Origin of the sequence: Sedimentisphaera salicampi, assembly GCF_002117005.1 — a bacterium.
Lineage (GTDB): Bacteria > Planctomycetota > Phycisphaerae > Sedimentisphaerales > Sedimentisphaeraceae > Sedimentisphaera > Sedimentisphaera salicampi.
On the sequence record NZ_CP021023.1, the window covers coordinates 370,335 to 389,961 of the forward strand.

The window sequence follows — 19,627 nt, forward strand, 5'->3', positions numbered from 1 at the left end:
ATTCCCGTTTTATGCAAGCTTTCAGTTAATCAGTTTGTAGGTATCCATTGCAATCATCAGTTCTTCGTTTGTAGGTATAAGCAAAGCTTTCACTTTCGAATCTTCGGTAGAAAATATTTTCTCGCCGGTCTCATTTTTATTCTTATCCACTTTGATTCCGGCATATTCAAAGCAGCTCAAAACTTTGTCTCTGATAATTGGATTATTCTCGCCGATACCAGCCGTAAAGACAACGCCGTCAGCACCGCCCAGCGTTGCAAGATATGAGCCGATATACTTCTGAATGCTGTAAACCAGAATTTCAACAGCGTTCTCCGCGTCTTGATTTCCCTGTTCGGCCATATCGATCACATCCCTCAAATCAGAGCTGCCTGCAAGGCCGAGAAGACCTGATTTCTTGTTTAGTATTTCATCCATCTTTTTCGGGCCTATACCATCGGACTGCATAACAGAGAGAACTGCTGCCGGGTCAACATCGCCGCATCTTGTGCCCATAACAACGCCTTGGAGGGGAGTGAGCCCCATAGAAGTATCCTGAACCTTGCCGTCTTTGAATGCCGTTATTGAGCTTCCGTTTCCAAGATGGCAGGTGATAATCCTGCACTGCTCGAAAGGCTTTCCGATGAGTTTTGCAGCCTCAGCCGAAACATAATCGTGGCTTGTGCCGTGGAATCCGTATTTCCTTATGCCCTTGTTCTTGTAATACTCCAATGGCAGGCCGTACATAAAGGCCTTTTCCGGCATTGTCTGATGTACAGCAGTGTCAAATACTGCAACGTTCGGTGCATCCATAAGCTGCCTGCAGGTTTGGATGCCTGTAAGGTTTGCGGGATTATGCAGAGGGGCAAATTTGGATAAATCATCAATGTCGTTGATAACTTTATCATCAATAAACACGGACGACTTAAAAATCTCGCCCCCGTGAACTACCCTGTGTCCGATGCCGTTAATCTCTGATATATCTTTAAGCACACCGTATGTTTTATCAGTGAGCAGAGGTTCAATTGCAAGCATCGCTTCTTTATGATTTTTCAAAGGCTTTTCTATAGTGCATTCCTCTTTGCCTGAAGGCTTATGTTCTATTAGAGAACCTTCAATTCCTATCCGTGTTGCAGAGCCCTTAGCAAGAAGGTTGAAAGTGCCTTCTTCAACCTTGAAAATTTGATATTTCAAGCTGCTTGATCCGCAGTTTACTACGAGAATTTTCATTTATCTAATCACCTTATACTTCTCTGTTTCTAATTATATATGCTGAACTAAAAAAGGGTGCATTATGCACCCTTTTTGTTTTTATTTTTCGCCCTGTATGGCTGTTATTGCTATTGTGGCCAGAATGTCTCTTGCGCTGCAGCCTCTGGACAGGTCGTTCACAGGCTTTGCTACACCCTGCAGTATCGGGCCGTATGCGCTCATACCTCCCATTCTCTCAGCCAGCTTGTATGCTATGTTGCCTGCGCAGAGGTCTGGGAATATGAACACATTTGCCTTACCATCCAGCGGGCTTTCGGGTGCTTTTTTAGCTGCCACCTCAGGCACAAAAGCCGCATCCAGCTGAAGCTCGCCGTCAATATCGTAATCACCTTCAAATTCGCTGGATAGCTTCTCTTTAGCTGCCTTTGTTGCCTCCTGCATCGCATCGACATCAGGACCGAGTCCTGAGCCTTTTGTCGAATAGCACAGCATTGCAATGCGGGGTTTGATGCTGAACTGCCTCGCTGTGTTTGCTGTTGCTAGGGCAATGTCTGCGTGCTGTTCGGGAGTGGGGTTGAGGTTAAGGCCGCAGTCTGAAAAGAGGTAAGTTTCCTCGCCCCTGCATATAAAAAACATACTCGAAACAGTATTAACAGACGGGGCGCATTTGACAATCTGAAGAGCGGGTCGGATTGTATCGGCCGAGGAATGAACTGCTCCAGCTACGAGCCCGTCGGCATCGTTCTGCTTGAGCATCATTGTGCCGAAATACATACTGTCCTTAACGGCCTGCTCGGCCTTGGACATATCTATTCCCTTCTTCTTGCGGAGCTGGTAAAATTCTTCAGCATATTCCTGAAGCTTTGGAGAATCAGCCGGATTGACAACGTTTATCATATCCATTGCTGCGCCGGCTTCTTCGAGTTTTGATGTTATGCTTTGTGCATCGCCAAGCATAGTAATTATTGCCATTTTTTCCTTCGAAGCCATCGAAGCAGCATCCACCATGCGCTGGTCTTCCCCTTCAGGCAGAACTATATGTCTGCAGAGAGACTTAGCTTTTTTCGTAATATTTGTTAGAAATTGTTCTGTTTCAGACATTGTGCCAACTTTCTTGAATTGTTAAAAGATAAAAACCACGTCGGAAAATTATAAAAAAACTCTTTTACTGTTCAAGACAGTTTGCAGTTAATCCTGAATATTTTGGAAAAATATCAGCAAAACGATTTCAAACTGAAAATCTGCAATGCTAAGGAAGGGATAATTAAACTATTATAGTTCCCTTAAGTAAGCAGTCATCAGGAATTTGTATCGTAATTGCAAAACTTTTGTTGTGTTGATAATTTAATCGTGCAGTATATACTAAGCCTTAAAATAAGAAAAATACAGGGTGAATTATGAGCAACAAAACAAAATGCGTAGGAATATTAACCTCCGGCGGCGACTGTCCGGGGCTGAATGCCGCAATCAGAGGCGTGGCGAAGTCTGCAATGGCAAACGGTTCAAGGGTCGTAGGTTTTCTCGACGGTTTCAGAGGCCTAGTTGAGAACAGAACGATGGTTCTAGAAGACCGGAACGTCAGCGGCATACTTACCAACGGCGGTACTATTCTCGGTACAAGCAGGGACAAACCCCGAAAGATGCCAATGGGCGACCAGATTCTTGACGTAACAGATATTGCTGTTGCAAACGCTCAGAGAAATCACATAGACTGCCTTGTGTGTCTCGGCGGGAACGGTACGCAGAAGAATGCTATGGATCTGTGCAAGAAGGGGCTGAATGTTATAACACTGCCCAAAACCATCGATAATGACGTGGCAGAAACCGATATCACATTCGGCTTTGATACGGCAATTGAAATCGCCACAGACGCTATTGATAAGCTCCATACTACTGCAACAAGCCATCACAGGGTGATTGTATGCGAGATTATGGGTAACAAGGCTGGCTGGCTCACTCTCGGGGCTGGGATTGCAGGCGGAGCGGATGTGATTCTCATTCCTGAACTGCCTTACAAAATAGAAAGCATTGTAGATCACCTGCTTGCCCGAAGAAGACATCAGAAAAGATTCTCAATTGTTGCTGTGGCAGAGGGTGCAATCTCACAAAAAGAGGCGGATGAGATAAAGGAAAACGGCAAAAAGAAAAAGAAGAAGAAAACATATATGGATGATGACGGTACTTACCTAGTTGAAGAAACCACTTCAACCAAGATTGCCCGCAAGATCACTCAGGCCTGCGGAATTGATACAAGGGTTACAAGGCTCGGGCACGTCCAGCGGGGCGGGAGCCCGTCGGCATCCGACCGCCTGCTTTGTACGAGGCTTGGAACGAAAGTAGGACAGCTGCTTGCTGAGGGGGTTTATAATGTGATGGTGGGCGTTAAAAATGACAAATGTGTTCCGGTTGATCTGGAGAAGGTTGCCGGAATCACAAGGAAAGTTCCCAGCGACCACGAATGGCTCAAAACTGCTCTTCTCGTTGACACAAATATGGGGTGTGAACTTAAAATCTAATAAAAAAACGGGCACCGCAGGTATTTCTGCTGCTGATGCCCGTTTCTGCATTCAAAAATGTTAGGAATATAGATTTTTGAATATACCGTTTCTTCTTAATCAGCTTTTAAAAATTTCTTGATGAAATCCACTTCCGCCTGTCTGTAAGGCGTTCCGTCTTTACGGAAGATATCGTGAAACCATACCGGCGGGTCAGACGGAGCATTATCCGGATCTGATGAAGGAACAGGCCTTATTTGTCCCCCTCTGTCTCTTGTTCGCGAAGACCACGGCCATTTTGTTCCCGATTTTCCATCAACCAGTCCCCAATTCCAGCAGGAGATCTTTTCCTCCTTGAAAACCGGCAAACAATTCTGGAAGGTGCTGCCTTTAGTCCTGGCCATATATTCAGTGCAGAAAATCGGTCTGCCGCTGCTGTCCTTCTTTGCAAATTCAATCTGTTTTTGTGTACCTTTTGGATTGTGGTATGAGTGAAAGCTGTATATATCGCTGTTTTTTGCGTTTATCCGTTTCGCTTGGTCGTTAGAGCATCCGTTCACGCAGGCAGTAAGTGGCTGAGACGGCCTTACATCCCAAGCCCACTGCCACGTATCTTTGAGCAGCTTTATCGGTTTATTGCCTGATCTTCCGGGTTCGTTGTAAAGGTCCCATCCTAAAATCCTTTTATCATCTGAAAATTCTGTTAGTATCGTCTTGATGTAGTCTTCAAGTTTTTTCTTTTCAGTCTTGCTTACAGTTCCCTTCTCGTAGGCTTTTGTTGTAAACCAGCCTGGGCTGTGCTTCCATCCGGAATTGTGCACGCCAGGTACCGGCTTCGGCTGAACGCCCATATGCGGCCAAGCCCAGTGGCAGTCGTCGAAGAAAACAAACAATGGCCTCATCCCGTGCTTTTGGCAGATGTCCAAGAATTCATCGATTCTTTTAATGAAGCCTTCTTTTTCGTGTTCATAAACAAGATCATGCAGATATACGCGGACAGTATTGAATCCCAGCTCTTGTGCCCAGCGGAGCTCCTTGTCGATAGTCTCAGGGTCCCAAGTAAGCTCCTGCCACATCTCAATCTGATTTATAGCAGTGCTTGGAAGGAAGTTGCAGCCTACCATCCAAGGCTGCTTCGAGTACCACTGTTTCGCTTTTTCCACGCTCCACTGGGAGTTTCCCGCTTCAGCAGCGAAGCAGAAGACCATCAATGACAGAAGGGTGATTGCTGTAATCTTTTTTGTCATAGTAAACCTCTTTGCAAATAAATTAAAATTTTTCTTCTCCGACTTGTCCGTTCAAGAACAGGAAACTGCTATTATAAAGCTTTTTTGCGGCCATAACGAGCCTTGTATAGATATCAGTAGGCCCTCACATATTACATGCAAAAAATTAATTTTTTTTTGCATATTAAAACAGGTAACAGGCACCTATTCGATGGGTTGCGATATTTAATCCTGTAAATCCTGTTATTTTCTGTTTTTCTGCTCCTCGGCCTTCCGCTTCCTCACTTTCACCCAAAGAATAACATTAAAGAGAATTTACACAAAAGATATCATCGTGTCATATTTTTTGCCGAAGAATATTTTATTGTAAAGCAAAGTTTGATTCCTCTTTTGCATATATTATAATCACCCCCAGATTCTGAAAATATATTTAAAGAGTTGGATAAATAAATGGCTGAAAGAAAACTTTTTGGAACAGACGGGATACGAGGGCTGGCCAACGCATACCCTCTTGATGTTGAAACAGCGGTGAGAACGGGCAAGGCAGCGGCAAAGATTTTCCGCAGGGAAGAAACTCGTCCAGTGTTTGTGATTGCAAGGGATACAAGGGCATCAGGCTTGGTGCTGGAGGCGGCAATCTCGGCAGGGCTTTGCGCTATGGGGGCAGATGTAAGGCTGATAGGCGTAATGCCTACGCCAGCAGCAGCAGTTGCAGCGAAGATGATAGATGCAGATGCCGGTATTGTGATAACTGCCTCGCATAATCCACCCGAGGATAACGGAATAAAATTCTTTTCCAACAAGGGTGTTAAGCTTCCTGATGAGAAGGAGCTTGAGATCGAAAGGCTCATCCTTGAAGACTCTCTGGATACTTCGCATATTACCGGCGCAGCAGTGGGTAAGATAGTATGTGAGGATTTTAAGCCACAGTTTTCTGATTTTATAACACTTACCGCAGATAGAGACAGCTTGAAAGAGTTGAAAGTTGTGCTCGACTGCGCAAACGGGGCAGCAAGCCCTGTAGCGGGAGATATTTTCAAAGATCTCGCTTCGGAGGTGATTGTTGTTAATGATGCCCCTAGCGGAAATAACATAAATCAGGAATGCGGAGCAATGTACCCGGAAAATGCAAGCAAATTCGTGGCTGAAAGCGATGCTGATATCGGTATCACCTTCGACGGCGATGCCGACCGACTTATAACCCTCGACGAAAAGGGATGCGTGGTTGACGGGGATATAACTATCTTCCTGCTTGCTCTTTATTATCAGTCCAAGGGCTGGCTGAAAAATGATTCCGTGGTTGTAACTCAGTACACAAATCTCTCTGTTGATGAAGAGCTTAAAAAACGAGGGATTTCTACTGTTCGAGTTGCTAACGGCGATAGATATGTGATTGAGGAAATGCTCAAGAACGGCTATACCCTCGGCGGGGAAAAGAGCGGGCACATTATTCTGGGAAACTACACTACTACCGGCGACGGGATACTCGCCGCAGTGCATTTTGCCCGAATGGTGAAGGAATCAGGCAAGCCGCTCTCTGAGCTTGCCGGGCAGATTGAGCTCTTCCCCCAAGTGATCGATAAGGTTGAGGTGAAACAGAAACGCCCATTTGAAGAGATTCCAGGATTCACTGAGCTTAAGCAAAGTGCAGATTCAAGGCTCGGCGAAAGCGGAAGGCTGTATGTGCGGTATTCCGGAACGCAGAATGTATGCAGGATAATGGTGGAAGGCCCGGACAGACAGATGCTTGAAGAGATCAACGAAGAAGCGAAAAAAATTATAGCTGCTGGAGCTTAAATATGGAGATAAGCAGATGAAAGTTATTTGTTATGCCGCGATGGAAAGTCCTCAGTGCAGCCCTCATACTGTAAACAGGCCTGCTGCTATGCTCAAGGCTCTGGACAAGACCGTAATAGAGCATAACCTGCTCGCCTGCGGGGAGGCAGAGGAGTATATTGTTTTTGTAGGGTTTGAGGCAGATAAAATAATAGAAAAGCTCGGTGATGAATTCAACGGAGTGAAAGTTCGGTTCATAACCGCCTCAACAAACTGGAATGATTGCCTGACTGAAGTTGAAAGGAGCCTCTTTGATACAAGGCAGGTGCTTTTGTTTAAATGCGACAGCATTTACAGCAAAGAGGATATGCAGATGCTTGCAGCGGATAGAAATGCAAGGCTCACCTGCGAGGGTAAAGAAGCAAATGCGTTTTCCTTTGACCCAGCAGAAGTTAGCATAAGCGATGATTTTCAAAAATGCCTGAGACCTGTGGAAGTGCAGGATTACTGTTTGCCTTTGCGTTATCCTTGGAATTATCTCGAGGCAAATGTTGAGCTGGTGCGAAGGCTCAAGGTCAGAGAGATAAAGGGGGAAATTGAGGATAATGTAGTAATAAAGGGCGATGTACATATCGCAGAAGGTACGTTAATTAAAAGCGGGACATATATTGAAGGGCCTGTTTTTATTGATTCAGGCTGCACTGTCGGCCCGTTTGCGTATATACGCAAAGATACGGTTTTAGGAAAAGGTGTTCAGGCAGGCAGGATGGAGATATATGATTCGGTACTTATGGACGGGTTTACCTCAAAGCACATCAGCTATGCCGCCCATTCTGTGCTCGGGGAAAACTGCAATTTCGGCGCAGGTACTATAACAGCAGACTATCGGCACGACGGCGGAAATCATACTACACTTATCGAAAATAAAAAGTTTGATACAGGCAGACGAAAGCTCGGCGCCTTCATTGGCGATAACGTTAAAACCGGTATCGGAACCCTTATATACCCGGGCAGAAAACTATGGCCTGGGACCTCAAGTTTGCCGGGCGAAGTAATTAAAAAAGATAGATTTAACTCTTGACTTAAAACAATTCTCTGTTACGCTAAAAGAACATTTGCAATTTGGCGTTTAACCGTGTATTTGAAAGGCCTACTTATGAAAAACGGTACAATCTTATTTGTTTCAGTATTTGCTTTGGCATTCGCTTTGGCAGGGTGCAGTGAGGAAAAGAGATACAGCTCTATTTATACAACAGAGCCAGCTGATGAAGTGCAGCAGCAAAGCTATGATGCCCCGCCAGAGGCTGCAGAAGTTGATCTGGTGGAAAAGCTTGCTCAGGAAAGACGAGAATATGTGGAGGCTTTAAAGACTCTCAGGAGTTATTATGAGAACACAGGCAACTTCCGCAAATCTAAATGGGCTGCCAGAGAGCTTGATATGATCGGGGATACTCCGCAGTACAAATTTATTGTTACAGGTGAGATATCCTCAAAGAATGCTAAAAATCTTGTCTCAGTTCCCGAGGCAGACGAGCTCTTCAAGAAGGCAAACGATTTGTACAATAAAACACGCTTTACAATACTCATTGGAGATACACCGGGCTTCAGGAAGGCTCTAAATATGTTCAATGAGCTTATCGAAAAATTTCCAAACAGCGACAAGGTGGATGATGCTGCCTACAGAGCAGGGCAGATTTATTCATTTTTCAAGGATTACAAGCTTGCAGCCCTTTACTATAAAAGGGCAGTTCAATGGAATCCGGACATAGAGGAATACCCTGTACGCTTTAAGCTGGCAAGCATACTCGATAAAAAGCTTGGCAAGCGTTCAGAGGCGCTTCGCTACTACGAACTCGCTATTAAAAAAGAAACAGATTATCCTGCTAATATTGAAACAGCAGAAATGAGAATCAAAGAGATTCAGAAAACACGCTCTTCTGAGCAGATGAAAGAAAAAATGAAAAACTGAGCTTTTTGAAATCGGAAACATAAAGCGGCTTTAATCAAGGCCGCTTTTTAATCTCAATAAAAGTCGTCAGATTCGAAATTAAAACGTTAAAACGGCTTGATATTTGATCTAAAGCAGGTAAAATCAAACCAGCTGTTTAGGAAATTCACATTCAATAAGATATAATTATTTTTTTCTGTTCCCCTTTATGAAATTCATTATTTATTTTTATAATATTATAAAAATTACTGATTAAGACAAAACACCAAAACCCTTCTATTTGGGATGCCACACCCCGGGCATCCCTTCTTTTATCTTGCTTTTTAGAGATTATTAGAATAATATGTGCAGCAGGACTTTGGTTCAGCTAACGATTGAATCAATGAGAGGAATTATGATTATACTTTAAATCAGGCGTAAAACTTTTTCAGGATATTTATGGCTAAAGTTTTGATTATAGATGACAATCCTGACAATCTCAGAGTAGCTGCTACTGTTATCAACAATGCCGGTTATGAGGTAATGCTTGCTTTAACGGGAAAGGAGGGCCTTGCCTGTGCAACGCATAACAGGCCTGACATAATTCTGCTGGATATTATGATGCCTGAAATGAACGGCTATGAGGTTTGCAGAAAGCTCAAAGAAAACGAGCACACCTCCGAGATTCCTGTACTTTTTGTAAGCGCACGAGACGAGATAAAAGACATAAAAAGGGCATTCGATGTTGGAGGGGTTGACCATATCGCAAAGCCCTTTGTTCCTGAGATACTTGCAGTGAGGGTTAATAATCAGCTCGAACATTTCAGGCTGATGAAAAACCTTTCTGAAAGGGAGAAGATGTTTAAGAATCTTTTCCGTTCAATAAAGCAGCCGATAGCCCTTATAGACAGCAATTATATAATAAAATACTGCAACCTTGAGTTTTCCTCTGTTTTTGAGCTTTCGCCTAATATGGCAATCGGAAGGAATTGCTTTGAGGTTACCTGCGGCGGGAAAAGTAAATGCTCGCACTGCCCGCTCGCAACAACATTTCAGGCAAATGAAACTGCATATCTCGTTAAAAATTACAAGGGACGGGTTTACCGTGCTGAAACCAGCCCTGTAAGCTTTGAAAACAACCATATGAAATACGCTTCTCTTACTCTCACAGACATATCAGATTTTACCGTTTAGCTTGGGTGATTGCCATAAGAAAAATGCCGGCAGCTTACGCAGCCGCCGGCAGAGAATGAGGAGTAACACTTATATGTGAAAGGAAGTTTCTTAATCGCTGGTATTGTTTACAAGTTCGAAGCACTCTTGAGCAGATGAGCTGAGAATCTTGCGGAGAGCTTTATTCTTAGCTTCCCCAAGCTCTTTATTACCGCAGCCGTAACCCTTATTTTTCAGCTTGAAAAATTTTTCGGGTATGATTGTTTTCTTGAGACGAAATTTCAGCTCCTGAGCTGCATCTGGAGTTTTAGCTGTGAAGGTGAAGCTTGAGCTGCTCATTGGTTTGTCAGTGCCTTCGAATTCACGCTTACTGCCTGCATATATGCTGAATATGTCCCAAACCCCCTCCATAGCACCGTTTACGCTTATCTCAAGCTCCTTTGGGTTTAATCGAGAATTAGGAGATAATTGGGCATCAGCGAATTGGATGGCCTTAAATCCCGTGGTTATCCCGAGGCAGAAATGGGTGAGTTCATCATGTTGGTGAGCTTTATATTCGTGATGATAGTGGTTATCATCTTCGTGATGGTGAGAGGAATGTTCGTGTTCCTGATGAGTTTTCAAAGCCTCATAGAGAGAAAGATCTCTTAGCCCCCCGTCTTCAGAGGCTGCCTTGACAGGCTTTGTATTCTTTATCATCTGAAGTATTTCTTTGGAGCTGTCTGATTCTTTATCACACCCTGAAATGAGGACAATGCTCATCAGCGCAAACGAAATAAAAGTTGAAAGTTTTACGGTTTTGCTTTTCATAATAATTTTCCTTTTGTTTTTATAAGTTCCATGGTTTAAGGCAATCTTCGTTATTAGGGTCTGTGCAGGTTAAGAAATTTTCTGCAAATAGAAGCAGATCTTCGAAATCTACCACACAGTCTTTGTTGATGTCGGCCTGCAAGCCGTATCCCGCCTGCCAAACTCCGTGGCAGCCTGATGGAATAGAGTTAGGATCTTCGAAAACAGAATCTTCGAAACCGCTCACTTTCGGATCGAAGCAGATTTTCCAGCTCTCTGCTATTTCTGCAAAATCCAAGTGGTTTACGAAACAGTCGCTGTTTGCATCTTCGGGGATCGTCCAGCCGTACTGCGCAGCTTCAGATTTAATTTCAGGAAGCTTAACGCTTGAAGATCGGAATGAATCAAAAAACATACCAGTTTGAGAACCGACTGTTTCTCTAAAAACTTTTACGAAATGAACGGGCTGTGAGATTTTGCCGCTGAAATCAAACTCGGCATCATACAAGTGCCCGCCTTTCCCCGGTACATCATTTAGCTTGCCTTCAATTTCGCCTATTTGAACAAGATTGTCCGGCGATTGGCCTGCGTAAACAGAGGCCTTAGCAGCAGGGCCGCAGTAAAGTCGGATAACAAGATCAGCTCCAGCATTGTCCTCAAGCGAATTCTCAAAATACACAACAATTTCCTGGCCCGCATTTATCTGCGAACCACCTCTCCAGCCAGCAGCATAATCCCTGTCTCCCTCTTCAAAATCCCACGCCTGCATATTGCCGTTACCGTCACAATCGCTTTGTCCGAGCACCCACCAGCTGGTTTGAGGCGTTTGGAGGCTGATAAAATTCGGGCCGGGGCCGCCGCATTGACCATCTGCCCAGCTTTGAATTCGGTTCGTGCAGCTGAAAACTTCATCAGCCCAGTTCACGCCCTCAATATATTCGGCGTTTGTTAAAACGGCGAGTGTTAGAATAAATGCTGTTAATGTTTTTGCTTTTTTCATAATTGCTCCTTTATTAATTTCTCTTTGCATACCAGAATTTTCCAAAACGTTTTTCACTGAACCGGTTAAAAAACGGAATTTCCTCTTTCCCCATTTTTTCAGTGTGCTGGTCTAAGAACAGAATATTTGCCTTGCTGTTATGCCTGAAGGCAAAGTTATCCCGAGGGCAGCCTTCGAAAAGCACTACGCCCGGAACATGAAGCGTGCCGTTCGCATCAGTAAACATCATTGCCTCTGAGGGGCGGCGAAACTCACCTTCTTTTCTGTATTCAGTGGGCATACTGCCCCTTCCTGAAACACCTAAAACAGCATTCGCTGCAAAGCTAAGAGCGTAGCCCTTGTTTTTTTCAGGGTATTCCGGCGGGCTGTGCCTTGTGCGGGCTGGCTTTCTGTGAGCAGGGCAGGTTAGAACGCTGCGTGATTGTGGCGGCCCGAGAAGATCCCCATCATCATCCCTTCGCAGCTCAATATCCAGATAGCTTAGAAATTCAGGATTCATAAACCAGTGCTGCTTTAGACTGCCGTATTTGCCCGGATAAGGCTCAGCGGAGGGAAGAACTCCATTATGGTTGTCTATATACAATCTCAAAGCGATCCCTGTATTCCTTTGATTCGAAAGGCATACTGCGCATTGTGCGTGTTCCCTCGCTTTTGCGAGGGCTGGAATAAGAAAAGATATCAGAATGGCTGTGATGCTGATTACAGCCAGAAGCTCAATGAGACTGAATCCGCAGGATTTGCTTCTTATCATTGTACTGCCAGAGTCTTTACCGTTTGCCGATGTATTCATTATTATCTTGCTTTTAATGTTAGCCTTACCTAAAAAATTTGTCAAAAAAAACGTCGAATTTTGTTTAGGCGAAGCTAATCTTATAAGGCTCAACTCATTTATCAAGTAAAAACTTAAAAAAAAATTTTAAAAGCTGCTGAATTTTTTGTATTTTATTCAAACAGGTTAGCTATTTTTATGTTTCAAAAAGCTTCAAATCCACTATATTCTTAAGTAAATAATTTTTCAACTTTGTATTTAAGAACGGATTATGCAGCAGGACTTTAAAGAACTTATTCAGATACTACTGGAAATTGACAATCCCGCAGATATGGAATGCTTCCTTGAAGAAATCCTAACTCCAAGTGAAAAGAAGGATGTGATTCTCAGGTGGAAGCTTTTGAAGATGGTTCACAGCGGCATGCCTCAGCGTCAGATTGCCTCAAATCTTCGCATAAGCCTTTGCAAAATCACAAGGGGCTCAAAGATACTGAAAAATCCGGACTCAACCTGTAAGAGATTTCTCGATCGGGGCCTTTCTGAAGATACTAAATAAAGCTTATCTATTTGGCTTTCTGAAACCGAGAGAAGATGCTGTTTCAGGGCTTGTCATTGCCTCGTAGGTGCTTTCGTCGCAAAGCCCTCTCTCAAGGAGGTACTGCTTTATTGTTTTACTTTCTTTTCGGGCCTTTTCTGCTATCTGAGAGCATTTTTCGTAGCCGAACATTGGAAGGAATGCGGTAATCACCGCAGTGGAGCTGTGGATGTTTTTCTCGCATCTTTGTTTATCTGCATGAATCCCCGCAGCGAGCATACTCGTGCCGAGTTCTGCCGCAATTATCAGGTTATCAAACATGCCCAGCAGATTATCCGCAATAAGGGGCAAAAATGCGTTGAGCTCAAGCTGACCGCTTATTGCAGCAGTGGTAATTGCTGAGTCTTTGGCGATTGCATCTATGCCAGCTTGACAAGCCATTTCCGCTATTACCGGATTAACCTTCCCTGGCATTACCGAAGAGCCAGCCTGTTTCTGCGGGAGAATCAGCTCGCCCAGTCCACCTTCAGGGCCGCTTGAGAGCAGACGCAAATCGGAGAATATCTTGAACATATTTGATGCAAGGGCTTTGAGTATTCCGCTAACCTCAACAATCTCATCGAGATTCTGTGTTGCCTGCACAAGGTTTTCCGCCCGCGCAAGCGGAAGGCCGGTTATTTTTCTCAGCTCATCCGCTGCTGCGAAAATAAATCGCCTATCTGCCCCCGCTCCTGTGCCGGTTGCTGTTCCCCCGAGATTTATCACCCTGAGCCTCTCTTTGCATTTATATATCCTCCAGCGGTCTTTGCTGAAGGCTTCAGCCCATGCGCCGAAAGACTGTCCGAGAGTCATTGGTACTGCATCCTGAAGCTGAGTTCTTCCGAGCTTGAGAATTTCAGAAAATTTTCTTTCGCCTTCCTGAAAAACGTCTGCAAGCTCGCTTACTGCCTGCTCTAATTCAATTGATGCGAATATGGCTGCTGTTTTCATGGCGGTTGGGTAGGTGTCGTTTGTTGACTGATGCAGATTTATATCATCCAGCGGCGAGATCTTGTTGTATTCCCCGCTCGAAAGCCCGCTGATATTGAGCGCCCGATTCGCTATTACCTCATTAACATACATATTTGTGGAAGTGCCTGCACCTCCCTGCAGTGCAGCAGGGGCGGGAGGCAATTCGATTAGCCCTTCTGAAAGCTCTCTAGATGCCTGCTCTACAGCTGCAAACTTCTCGTCATTCAGATAATCCAGCGAATGGTTCACCGCTGCGCAGGCAAGCTTTACAAAGCCATAGGCCTTGAGCAGTCTTGGATTTAATTCTCCTCCTATGCTCCCGAAATTCTCTATCGCTCTTGCAGTATGTATTCCGCTTAGAGAATCGACAGGGATCTGTTTTTCGCCGAGGGAATCTTTTTCTGTTCTGTAATTCATCTATTAACCGCTTAATGGTAATGAGTGAACATAATCAATATTGCTTAGAGTAGTTCGCTGTCCATTGTCAAAAAGATGTTCATTTCTTTCTCTGCTGATATTCAATCATTTCCTGAAGTATCATATCAAGGCTGTATGCAGGTTTGAAACCGGTTTTTTCTCTCACTTTCTCAAGCGATGGCTGTCGAACCATCATATCGTCGAAATCCTTTCCGTAAGCCTTTTCGTAAGGCACAAGAACTATCTCGCTTTTGCTGCCTGTAAGCTCAACAATTCTTTCAGCGAGCTTCATTATCGAAATCGGTTTGTCGTTGCCGATATTATAAACCCCGCCAAACGCATCTTCGGTGCTCATCAGCATATCTGCTGCCCTTATCACATCCCATACCGCCCCGAAGCATCTGCTTTGCTCTCCGCTGCCGTAAACTTTGATCGGTTCATCTTTCAGTGCGGCATCTATAAAACGCGGAACTACCATTCCGTATCTGCCCGTCTGCCCTGGGCCTATTGTATTAAAGAACCTCCCAACAAGCACCTTCAGACCCTTTTGCCGGTAGTAGGCAAGCGAGAGGAATTCATCCACAGCTTTGCTGCATGCATAAGCCCAGCGTGGGTGGGTGGTACTGCCGTAGATCGTGTCGTCATCTTCGCAGAATGGTACTTTCTCTGTCTTTCCGTAAACCTCGCTTGTGGAGGCTATAAGCAGTTTTGCTCCGTGCTGATGAGCAGTTTCCAGCATAACTTCAGAGCCGTAAATATTTGTTTTTATGGTATGTATAGGGCGGTCTATAATCAGCTTAACCCCGACAGCCGCAGCGAGGTGATACATCTGACCGCACCCGCTTGAAAGTTTGAGGGTAAGATTTTTGTCGCAGACATCTCCCTCTGTAAAGTAAAGGGCGGGGTTGTCCAAAACATCAGCAATATTATCCAGAGAGCCGGTAGAAAGGTTATCCAGTACAACAACCTCATTCCCCTCTCTGAGCAGCTTCCTTACAAGATGCGAGCCTATAAATCCCGCTCCGCCTGTTACAAAAATTTTCATCCCTGTTCGCCCTTGTACGTGCAGTATGCCCTGTCATTTTCCCATATCCTAACGCTTTTAAGCTTTGCCCCTTTTAGTTTATCGCTCAGAGTATTCCAGCAGTGAACGGTTATATTTTCCACAGTAGGGTTTAGCTTTTTGTAATAATCCAGATCTCTGCTGAGATTTTTGTGGTCAAGTTTGTCAATGAAAAGCTCATTTACTTTCTTCTGGAAATCGAATCTGTCAAAATCTTTCCAGTTCTCCGGCTCCGCAGTTATCTCCACCACATAGTTATGTCCGTGCCCTTCGGGATTCGCGCATTTCCCGAAATGATCAAAATTTTGTTCTTCTGAAAAGTTGTCATTCCAGAGCTTGTGCGTAGCTGCAAACTCAAATTTTTCGCTGTATAGGAGCATATTATCTCCAGAAATTGTTATTTTCTTGTAAGGATTTACTAGCTGTTCGAGGCTCGAGAGCTTCTGAGGAGTAAAGCTGCTGCGGAGCCCTCCCCAACATTCCCTAAGTATTTCACATGTTCGTTGAAGGTTTACGTTTTTGCCTTCTGCAATGAGCTGACGAATCCTTTTCTTGTAAATATTAACTGCTACACGCCTTGCTTTGGCATCAATTTCTGCAAGATTTATAAGAAACCCTGTATCCGGCTGTACGCTGCCTTCCACTTCTACGTTCAGACAGATGAAAAAGCCAAAGCCGTGGCCGGCCGGTTTGGAGCAGTACGAGTTGAACCCTTCAGCATCGCCGCCATTGGGAAAGGGATCAACGCTGAACCTTATTTGGCGCGTAAGCCTGTGCATTTATTGAACCCCGCCTGCGCCTCTAATCAGGCTCATCACCTCAGACCGGCTCCTCTGGTCCTTTATGAAGATGCCTCTAAGAGCGCTTGTTACCATAAATGAACCCGGTTTTTTGGCTCCCCGCACAGTCATACAGCTGTGGCTTGCTTCCACAACAACAGCCACTCCCTTGGGGTTGAGCCTTTCCATGAGAAAATCTGCTGCCTGTATTGTAAGCCTCTCCTGAACCTGCGGCCTCTTTGCAAAGCAGTCGAAAACTCTCGCCAGCTTGCTTAGTCCTATAATATGCTTGTCAGGCAGGTAAGCTATGTGTGCTTTCCCGCTGAAGGGCATAAGATGGTGTTCGCACGTACTTGAGAATGCAATATCTCTCAATACAACAATTTCGTTATAGTCTTCGTGGAAGAGTTTTTCGGTATGTTCTGAGGGTTGATGCCCGAGCCCTGAAAATACCTCTTCATACATCCTAGCTACCCTTTGCGGAGTTTCCGCAAGGCCTTCTCTGTCCGGATTTTCTCCTATGGCAAGCAGTATTTCACGTACCGCTGCCTCAATTCTTTTGTGGTCTATTGTTTTGTTTTTTTCTTCGCTCATAAGCAGATAATTATTTCCATTTCACTGCGTTAGTCAACTCAAACTTCAGTACTTAATTTATATTCGGTTTTGTTTTTTAAGTTGCATATTTTCATTGTACGTTCATAAATAATTAAAAGAAAAGAATGTTATCAGTTTTCTTTTTAGTTTGCGATAACATTGTCAATTATTCAATTTTTAGGAGAAAATTATGCATAGCAACATCTTTGAGGCAGTAATCCCTGCAAAATCCGAAAGAAAAGGCTTTTTTAAGCGGGTTTCGGGAGTTTTAACTGTCTTACTAATTGCATTTACTGCAAACCCATCTCTGGCAAATAAGTCAAATGAGAGCAGCTTCAGGCCGCCTTCAGTGCCTCTTATTGCATGTGATCCTTATTTCAGTATATGGTCTCCTGCAGATGAGCTTTACGGTTCTGCAACCTGCCACTGGACAGGCACAGACCACCCATTGGTATCTATGGTTAGAATAGATGGGAAAACATACCGTCTTATGGGGAATCAGCCCGAAGCAATTAACCCGGCAAAACAAATCTCACTTGATGTTTATCCCACCAGAACAGTTTACACCTTTCAGGCCGGCGGAGCTGAGATTCAACTGGAATTTATGCAGGCTGCTCTACCGGATGATATAGACCTTTTAAGCCAGCCGGTTGTCTGGCTTGAGTGGGAAGCAAAGTCAGTTGATGGGAAGTCTCACGATATATCAGTATATATGGATGCAGGAATGGACCTTGCTGTTCATCAGAACAACCAATATGTAGAGTGGTCTAAGCCCGATTTCGACAGCCTCAATGTTCTCAAAACTGGTACACAGAGTCAGAACGTACTGGCAAGGAAAGGCGATAACGTTCGTATAGACTGGGGCTATTTTTATATGGCCGCACCGAAAGGGCAGAACCCTCAATCCCAGATTTCTAAAGCTCATAAAAGTCGTGCATATTTCGCTGCAAGAGGCGATTTACCCGGCTCAATGGATAAAGATATGCCTCGCAGGGTTGAGGAAGATGCCCCTGTGATGGCGTACAAATTCGACAGAAAGCTTAAAAGCGGCCAATCCGCAAGCTGCCGGATGATGCTTGCTTATGATGACATTAAGTCAGTTCTGTATTTTGGAGATGAGCTTGAGGCTTATTGGAAAAAGGACGGCAAGACAATCGAAGATGTTCTAGCAAGAGCAGCGGAAAACTTCAATCAAATTAAAAAGAGATGCAAAAGCTTTGACAAAGAGCTTATGCAGGATCTTAAAAAGGCCGGCGGGGATGATTACGTTAAGATTGCCTCTCTTGCGTACAGGCAGGCGCTTTCAGCAAACAAGGTTGTTGCAGATGAAAACGGTATGCCTCTTATGTTCAGCAAAGAGAATTTCAGCAACGGCTGCATGGGCACCGTTGATGTATTCTATCCATTCGCCCCGCAGGTTCTGCTTCTCAACCCAACTCTCGCCAAGGCTTCCTTTGTACCAATACTTGAATACGGCCGTTCAGACCGCTGGAAATTTCCATTTGCCCCGCACGATGTGGGAACTTATCCGCATGCGATGGGGCAGGTTTACGGCGGCGGCGAACGCTCTGCCGAAAACCAGATGCCTGTTGAGGAATGCGGTAATATGATACTGCTCACAGCAGCAGCCGTGAAGGCCGAAGGCGATGTAGAGTTTGCAAGAAAATACTGGGATATACTCTCTTCTTGGGCAGAATATTTGAAGAGCAAAGGCTTAGATCCTGAAAATCAGCTCTGTACGGACGATTTCGCAGGCCATCTTGCGCATAATGTTAATCTCTCAATGAAGGCGATTGTTTCGCTGGCAGCATACGCAGATATGGCTGATATGATGGGAGAAAAGGCCAGAGCTTCCTTGTACAGGAGAACTGCCCAAAAATATGCCAAACAGTGGATGGAAATGGCAGATGACGGTGACCATTACCGCCTCGCCTTTGACAAACCGGGCACTTGGAGCCAGAAGTACAATCTTGTATGGGATAGAATCCTTGATTTGAATTTATTCCCAGATTCTGTCGCCCGTACTGAGATGGAATACTACAAGAAGGTTCAGAATAAATACGGCCTTCCGCTGGATAATCGCAGCAAGTACACAAAACTGGACTGGATTTTCTGGACGGCATCAATTACCGGCAGCAAAAAAGACTTCAAAGACCTCATCGCTCCTGTGAGAAAGTTCATCAGCGAAACCCCTGACCGAGTACCTATGACAGATTGGTACTGGACTCATAACGCAGAGCAGAGAGGCTTTCAGGCACGCCCTGTTGTCGGCGGCGTGTTTATAAAGCTGATGGATAACAAGAAAGTCTGGAATAAATGGGTTGAGGACGCAGGCTCAGTAGCAGGGCAGTGGGCTCCATTGCCGAAGCCGCCAAAGATTGAGCCGGTTGTTGAGATGTCTTACGACGAGCCTAAAATGTGGTATTATACTTTCGATAAACCGGCAAACGAGAACTGGTATAAACCATCCTTCGACCCAATTGAAGAGGGGTGGAGCAGAGGAGCGGCTGGCTTTGGAACCAGCGGAACGCCTTCTGCCGAGGTTAATACCGTTTGGGAGACCCCGAACATCTGGATTACAAGAAAATTCCATCTCGATGATATTCCGGAAGAACTCGAGCTTATGATACACCACGATGAAGACGCAACGGTTTATATCAACGGCAAAATGGCAGCAAAGCTCTACGGATATACCAGCTCGCCCGGGCATTACAAAATCAAAGAAGAAGCATTTGATGCCTTAAAGCAAGGAAAAAATACTATGGCTATACATTGCCGCCAGACAACCGGCGGGCAGTATATCGATGCTGGCCTTGCGCAGGTTATCGAGCAGGATTAAAAGTATGATTACCTCAGGAAATTAAAACATTACATTTTTGTGC

17 protein-coding genes are annotated in these 19,627 nt (G+C 44.6%); 7 read left to right on the forward strand and 10 right to left on the reverse strand.

The annotated features are described in order from the left end of the window. Nucleotides 1–21: 21 nt before the first annotated feature. A complete protein-coding gene (locus STSP1_RS01385) occupies nt 22–1,209 on the reverse strand; it encodes an acetate/propionate family kinase (protein ID WP_085754634.1) in 1,188 nt (395 codons plus the stop codon). 81 nt (nt 1,210–1,290) lie between these two features. Then, complete coding sequence (gene pta / locus STSP1_RS01390) at nt 1,291–2,292, reverse strand: phosphate acetyltransferase (protein ID WP_085754635.1); 1,002 nt, start codon at nt 2,290–2,292, stop codon at nt 1,291–1,293. 296 nt (nt 2,293–2,588) lie between these two features. Here pta and STSP1_RS01395 point away from each other — a divergent pair, with 296 nt between their 5' ends. Beyond that, nucleotides 2,589–3,707 carry a 6-phosphofructokinase gene (locus STSP1_RS01395; RefSeq protein ID WP_085754636.1) on the forward strand — a complete coding sequence of 373 codons (1,119 nt, stop codon included), beginning with the start codon at nt 2,589–2,591 and terminating at the stop codon, nt 3,705–3,707. Between the two features lie 95 nt (nt 3,708–3,802). Here STSP1_RS01395 and STSP1_RS01400 read toward each other — a convergent pair whose 3' ends face one another. Then, nucleotides 3,803–4,933: a cellulase family glycosylhydrolase gene (locus tag STSP1_RS01400; RefSeq protein WP_085754637.1), complete on the reverse strand. Its 1,131-nt coding sequence runs from the start codon at nt 4,931–4,933 to the stop codon at nt 3,803–3,805. Between the two features lie 429 nt (nt 4,934–5,362). On the opposite strand from STSP1_RS01400, the gene glmM reads away from it, so the two are divergent. The 4 genes from glmM (at nt 5,363) to STSP1_RS01420 (ending at nt 9,809) form a co-directional block, all read left to right on the forward strand. Next, a complete protein-coding gene (gene glmM / locus STSP1_RS01405) occupies nt 5,363–6,709 on the forward strand; it encodes a phosphoglucosamine mutase (RefSeq protein WP_085754638.1) in 1,347 nt (448 codons plus the stop codon). Nucleotides 6,710–6,725: 16 nt separating this feature from the next. Next, nucleotides 6,726–7,769 carry a hypothetical protein gene (locus STSP1_RS01410; protein WP_118158556.1) on the forward strand — a complete coding sequence of 348 codons (1,044 nt, stop codon included), beginning with the start codon at nt 6,726–6,728 and terminating at the stop codon, nt 7,767–7,769. A gap of 75 nt (nt 7,770–7,844) precedes the next feature. Further along, nucleotides 7,845–8,657: a tetratricopeptide repeat protein gene (locus STSP1_RS01415; RefSeq protein WP_085754640.1), complete on the forward strand. Its 813-nt coding sequence runs from the start codon at nt 7,845–7,847 to the stop codon at nt 8,655–8,657. Nucleotides 8,658–9,074: 417 nt separating this feature from the next. Next, on the forward strand, nt 9,075–9,809 hold the full coding sequence (locus STSP1_RS01420) for a response regulator (RefSeq protein ID WP_085754641.1): 735 nt from the start codon (nt 9,075–9,077) through the stop codon (nt 9,807–9,809). Between the two features lie 90 nt (nt 9,810–9,899). On the opposite strand, the gene STSP1_RS01425 is transcribed toward STSP1_RS01420, so the two are convergent. Genes STSP1_RS01425 through STSP1_RS01435 form a run of 3 tightly spaced genes read right to left on the reverse strand, consistent with a single transcriptional unit; the run spans nt 9,900 to nt 12,367 of the window. Continuing rightward, entirely contained in the window at nt 9,900–10,598 is a 699-nt protein-coding gene (locus STSP1_RS01425) for a hypothetical protein (RefSeq protein WP_085754642.1), read from the reverse strand. 19 nt (nt 10,599–10,617) lie between these two features. Continuing rightward, a complete protein-coding gene (locus STSP1_RS01430) occupies nt 10,618–11,577 on the reverse strand; it encodes a hypothetical protein (RefSeq protein WP_085754643.1) in 960 nt (319 codons plus the stop codon). A 13-nt stretch (nt 11,578–11,590) separates the two neighbouring features. Further along, on the reverse strand, nt 11,591–12,367 hold the full coding sequence (locus STSP1_RS01435) for a type II secretion system protein (RefSeq protein ID WP_085754644.1): 777 nt from the start codon (nt 12,365–12,367) through the stop codon (nt 11,591–11,593). A gap of 250 nt (nt 12,368–12,617) precedes the next feature. Here STSP1_RS01435 and STSP1_RS01440 point away from each other — a divergent pair, with 250 nt between their 5' ends. Then, complete coding sequence (locus STSP1_RS01440; protein ID WP_085754645.1) at nt 12,618–12,902, forward strand: Trp family transcriptional regulator; 285 nt, start codon at nt 12,618–12,620, stop codon at nt 12,900–12,902. 3 nt (nt 12,903–12,905) lie between these two features. Here STSP1_RS01440 and STSP1_RS01445 read toward each other — a convergent pair whose 3' ends face one another. The 4 genes from STSP1_RS01445 to folE form a co-directional block, all read right to left on the reverse strand. Next, on the reverse strand, nt 12,906–14,309 hold the full coding sequence (locus STSP1_RS01445; RefSeq protein WP_085754646.1) for an aspartate ammonia-lyase: 1,404 nt from the start codon (nt 14,307–14,309) through the stop codon (nt 12,906–12,908). A 79-nt stretch (nt 14,310–14,388) separates the two neighbouring features. Beyond that, nucleotides 14,389–15,354 (reverse strand): GDP-mannose 4,6-dehydratase, encoded by a 966-nt coding sequence (locus tag STSP1_RS01450; protein WP_085754647.1) that lies wholly within the window; start codon nt 15,352–15,354, stop codon nt 14,389–14,391. Beyond that, complete coding sequence (locus STSP1_RS01455) at nt 15,351–16,151, reverse strand: 6-pyruvoyl trahydropterin synthase family protein (RefSeq protein WP_085754648.1); 801 nt, start codon at nt 16,149–16,151, stop codon at nt 15,351–15,353. The genes STSP1_RS01450 and STSP1_RS01455 overlap by 4 nt, the downstream gene beginning before the upstream one ends. Continuing rightward, complete coding sequence (gene folE, locus STSP1_RS01460; protein WP_085754649.1) at nt 16,152–16,745, reverse strand: GTP cyclohydrolase I FolE; 594 nt, start codon at nt 16,743–16,745, stop codon at nt 16,152–16,154. 190 nt (nt 16,746–16,935) lie between these two features. On the opposite strand from folE, the gene STSP1_RS01465 reads away from it, so the two are divergent. Further along, complete coding sequence (locus STSP1_RS01465) at nt 16,936–19,584, forward strand: glutaminase family protein (protein WP_085754650.1); 2,649 nt, start codon at nt 16,936–16,938, stop codon at nt 19,582–19,584. The last annotated feature ends 43 nt before the right edge of the window (nt 19,585–19,627 follow it).